The 1,105-nt window shown below is 38.2% G+C and carries 1 protein-coding gene; it reads left to right on the top strand.

From position 1 onward, the window contains the following. Positions 1–101 precede the first annotated feature (101 nt). Complete coding sequence (locus DO88_RS00055; protein ID WP_007379122.1) at positions 102–1,067, top strand: IS30 family transposase; 966 nt, start codon at positions 102–104, stop codon at positions 1,065–1,067. Positions 1,068–1,105: the final 38 nt, after the last annotated feature.

Here is a 1,105-nt window from a genome sequence, read left to right as displayed (position 1 = left end):
TGCAAGTGCACCACTGACCATAACCCACCAATAAATATGACATTCTGAAGTATTTGCTAATGTAGTAAGTGCGACCAAACTCATTATCGAGGGAATTCAGAATGTCTTATGAACATCTTAACAGTTTCGAACGAAAAGCTATCTACTATCGATTCAACAGTGGCGAAAGCTGCCGATCCATTGGTAAACTATTAAATCGACACCATACAACTATCATGCGTGAAGTTAAGCGAAATAAGCCACCCTACTATGATTATTTCGATGAGGCAGCGCACGAAAAAGCGATGGCAAGAAGGAAGGTCTCTAGGCATGCAAGAAAAAGAAACAATAAGGCACTGTACGAGCTTGTGCTGAGTAAGATAGCAATGGGATGGTCTCCAGATGCTATAGCAGGTCGGCTTAAGAAGGATAACCCGTCAGATGAATTAATGCATGTCAGTCATGAAACAATCTATCAATGGGTGATTAAGGATTTTAAAGCAGGTGGAGAGCTATACAAAGACTTAGCTAAGAGGCATAAAAAAAGACGTAAACAACGTAAATATGGCGATTTACGTGGGCAAATTAAGAATAGAGTAAGTATTAGCGAACGACCAAAAATAGTCGAAGACAGAAGCCGAATAGGTGACTGGGAAGGTGATTTAATTGAAGGCAAAAAGGGCTCTGGTTTTTTTGTAACCCATGTTGACCGTAGCTCTCGATATTTAATTGCGCAAAAAATAGAGACTAAGCAAGCTGAGTCATTCAATACGGCTACAGTAGAGATGTTTAAAGAGATTCCAGAGCATAAACAGTTAACTCTGACCTTGGATAATGGAAAAGAATTTTCGAAATTTAAAGCTTTGGAAGAAGAACTAGATTTTATTATTTACTTTGCTGATCCTTATTGTTCGTGGCAACGAGGAACAAATGAACATACAAACGGTCTGATCAGGCGTTATTTCCCAAAGAAAACTGATTTTTCAACTATAACTAATGAACAACTCCAAGAGGTTGTAATGAAAATTAATACTCGCCCAAGGAAAATACTAAATTATCAGACAGCTGAAGAAGTCTTTATTAATTAGTGATTTAAGGTTTGGTGCACTTGGAACCTGAATTCGGG

Origin of the sequence: Pseudoalteromonas sp. S3431 (assembly GCF_000690035.1) — a bacterium.
Lineage (GTDB): Bacteria > Pseudomonadota > Gammaproteobacteria > Enterobacterales > Alteromonadaceae > Pseudoalteromonas > Pseudoalteromonas fuliginea.
Note: the sequence above shows the minus strand (reverse complement) of the source record. Positions and strands in the feature narration are given on the sequence as shown.

Coding starts and splice junctions, on each gene's coding strand:
- DO88_RS00055 (WP_007379122.1), top strand. CDS start 102: ATGTCTTATGAACATCTTAACAGTTTCGAACGAAAAGCTATCTACTAT.